Source organism: Pseudomonas sp. AGC41, from assembly GCF_057334555.1.
This window is the reverse complement of the sequence record NZ_JBHFJB010000069.1, coordinates 1,420-4,728: the sequence shown is the minus strand read 5'-3', so window position 1 is coordinate 4,728 and position 3,309 is coordinate 1,420. Positions and strand designations below refer to the sequence as shown.

General features: G+C 66.5%; 2 protein-coding genes. Both read left to right on the top strand.

The features are described 5' to 3' along the window. Positions 1 to 145: 145 nt before the first annotated feature. Positions 146 to 1,294 carry an efflux RND transporter periplasmic adaptor subunit gene (locus tag ACE04F_RS13235; protein WP_486107297.1) on the top strand — a complete coding sequence of 383 codons (1,149 nt, stop codon included), beginning with the start codon at positions 146 to 148 and terminating at the stop codon, positions 1,292 to 1,294. Next, complete coding sequence (locus ACE04F_RS13230) at positions 1,295 to 3,265, top strand: MacB family efflux pump subunit (RefSeq protein ID WP_486107295.1); 1,971 nt, start codon at positions 1,295 to 1,297, stop codon at positions 3,263 to 3,265. Positions 3,266 to 3,309: the final 44 nt, after the last annotated feature.

Sequence of the window (3,309 nt, the reverse complement as noted above, 5' to 3'; positions counted from 1 at the left end):
CCCCCCCCCCCCCCCCCCCCCACGGGGTTCAACTGTTACGCAGTATCTCACCCGCTAAATTCCCGCCCGGAACGCTCGTTTACCAGAACAGCCCCCGTCCCTGTTGCTCTTGCGACGGACCCGATATCACCGGCCGGAACCCTGCATGAAACGTCCCCGCCTCACCCGCCCCGCCTGGCTCCTGACTTTCGCCCTGCTACCGGCCGTGGCCTTCGCCGCATGGCAAGCGGTTACGCCGGACCACGGCCCCATCGCCACCGCGGCCGTCACCCGTGGCGATATCGAAAACAGCGTCACCGCCCTCGGCACATTGCAACCGCGGCGGTATGTGGACGTCGGCGCCCAGGCCTCCGGGCAGATCCAGAAGATCCATGTCGAGGCCGGCGACGAGGTTCGCGAAGGCCAGTTGCTGGTGGAAATCGACCCGTCCACGCAGAAAGCCCGGCTCGACGCCGGACGTTTTTCCATCGAAAACCTCAAGGCCCAACTCCAGGAACAACGCGCCCAGCACGACCTGGCGCAGCAGAAATTCCGTCGCCAGCAACAACTCAAGGCCGGCGGCGCCACCCGCGAAGAGGATGTGCAGACGGCGCAGGCCGAGGTGCGGGCGACCCAGGCGCGCATCGACATGTACCAGGCGCAGATCCGCCAGGCCCAGGCCAATCTGCGCAGCGACGAGGCCGAATTGGGCTATACCAGGATCTACGCGCCGATGAACGGCACCGTGGTTGCCGTCGGCGCCCGGGAAGGCCAGACCCTCAACGCCCAGCAGCAAACCCCGCTGATCCTGCGCATAGCCCGGCTGTCGCCGATGACGGTCTGGGCCGAAGTCTCGGAAGCCGACATCGGCCACGTCAAGCCGGGCATGACCGCTTACTTCACCACCCTGGCCGGCGGCAACCGGCGCTGGAGCAGCACCGTGCGACAGATCCTGCCGGTGCCGCCGCGTCCGCTGGAAGCCAGCCAGGGCGGCAGCCCCTCCGGTGGCCGCAGCGGCAGCGAACGGGTGGTGCTCTACACCGTTCTGTTGGACGTGGACAACGCCGACCGCGCCCTGATGACCGACATGACCGCCCAGGTATTTTTCGTCGCGGCGCAGGCCAAGGACGTGTTGACCGTGCCCATCGCAGCGTTGCAGGACGCAAGCCAGGTGCGGGTGCTGGCCGGCAATGGCGACATCCAGCCAAGAACCGTTCGCACCGGCGTCAGCGACCGCTTGCGCACGCAGATCGTCGACGGTCTGAGCGAAGGCGATCGTGTGCTGATCGGCCCGGCCAGCGGCAGCGGAGGCTGAATGAGTACGCCCCTGATCGAACTGCGGGACATTCGCAAGGCCTACGGCGGTGGCGACAGCCCACGGGTGGAAGTGTTGCGGGGTATCGACCTGTCAATTCACGCTGGGGAATTTTTGGCGATCGTCGGGGCGTCCGGCTCCGGCAAATCGACGCTGATGAACATCCTCGGCTGCCTCGACCGTCCCACCAGCGGCGAGTACCGCTTTGCTGGTGAGAATGTTGCCCAACTGGGCAGCGACGAACTGGCCTGGCTGCGCCGGGAGGCGTTCGGGTTCGTGTTCCAGGGCTATCACCTGATCCCGTCCGGCACGGCCCAGGAAAACGTCGAGATGCCGGCCATCTATGCCGGCACCTCGGCCGCCGAGCGTCATGCCCGGGCCAGCGCCCTGCTCCAACGCCTGGGCCTGGCGAGCCGCACCGGCAATCGTCCCCACCAACTGTCCGGCGGGCAGCAACAGCGAGTGTCGATTGCCCGAGCCTTGATGAACGGCGGGCACATCATCCTCGCCGATGAACCCACCGGCGCCCTCGACAGCCAGAGCGGCATCGAAGTCATGGCGCTGCTCGACGAACTGGCGAGCCAGGGCCACGTGGTGATCCTGATCACCCACGACCGCGAAGTGGCGGCCCGGGCCAAACGCATCATCGAAATCCGCGACGGACTGATCATCAGCGACAGCGCCACCACCGCAGCCAGCGCACCACAAGCCAACCCCAAGGCGTTGCAGGCGGTGGATCTGCGCCAGCGCCTGAGCGCCGGCAGCGAGCACAACGGCGCCTGGAAAGGCGAGCTGGTGGACGCCGTCCAGGCCGCTTGGCGAGTGATGTGGATCAACCGTTTTCGCACCGCCCTGACCTTGCTCGGCATCGTCATCGGCGTGGCCTCGGTGGTGGTAATGCTGGCGGTGGGCGAAGGCAGCAAGCGCCAGGTCATGGCGCAGATGGGCGCCTTCGGCTCCAACATCATTTACCTCAACGGCACCGCGCCCAACCCACGCGCCACCAAGGGCATCATCAGCGAACAGGACATCGCCGCCCTCGCCGCCCTGCCCGAAGTGCAACGCATCATGCCGGTCAACGGCAACAACGCCAACGTGCGTTTTGGCAACCTCGACCACACCAGCTATGTGGGCGGCAACGACACCAATTTCCCGACCATCTTCAACTGGCCGGTGGCTCAGGGTAGCTATTTCAGTGACGCCGATGAACGCAGCGCGGCGGCCGTCGCGGTGATCGGCCACAAGGTCCGGCAGAAGCTGCTCAAGGACGTCGCCGATCCCATTGGCCGCTACATCCTGATCGAAAACGTGCCGTTCCAGGTGGTCGGCGTACTTGCCGAAAAAGGCGCCAGCTCGGGGGATTCGGACGCCGACAACCGCATCGCCGTGCCCTACTCCGCCGCCAGCGTGCGCCTGTTCGGCAGCCGTCATCCTGAATACGTGGTGATCGCCGCTCGCGACGCGGCCAAGGTCAAGGAGGCCGAGCAGGCCGTTTCCCGCACCTTGCTGCGACTGCACAACGGCAAGCAGGATTTCGAGCTGACCAACAACGCCGCGATGATCCAGGCCGAGGCCCGCACTCAAGGCACGCTGTCGCTGATGCTCGGGGCCATTGCGGCAATCTCGCTGCTGGTGGGCGGCATCGGCGTGATGAATATCATGCTCATGACGGTGCGCGAGCGGACCCGGGAAATCGGCATCCGCATGGCCACCGGCGCCCGCCAGCGCGACATCCTGCGCCAGTTCCTGACCGAAGCGGTGATGCTCTCGGTGGTCGGTGGATTGGCCGGCATCGGCCTGGCCCTGCTGGTGGGCGGCGCGTTGCTGCTGGGCAAGATCGCCGTGGCGTTCGAATGGCTGGCGGTGTTCGGCGCCTTCGGTTGTGCGCTGGTCACCGGCGTCGTCTTCGGTTTCATGCCGGCCCGCAAGGCCGCTCGCCTCGACCCCGTCGCGGCCCTTACCAGTGAATGAACCCTTCCCTATGAAAGCGCACCTGACCCTCCTGGCCGCCACCC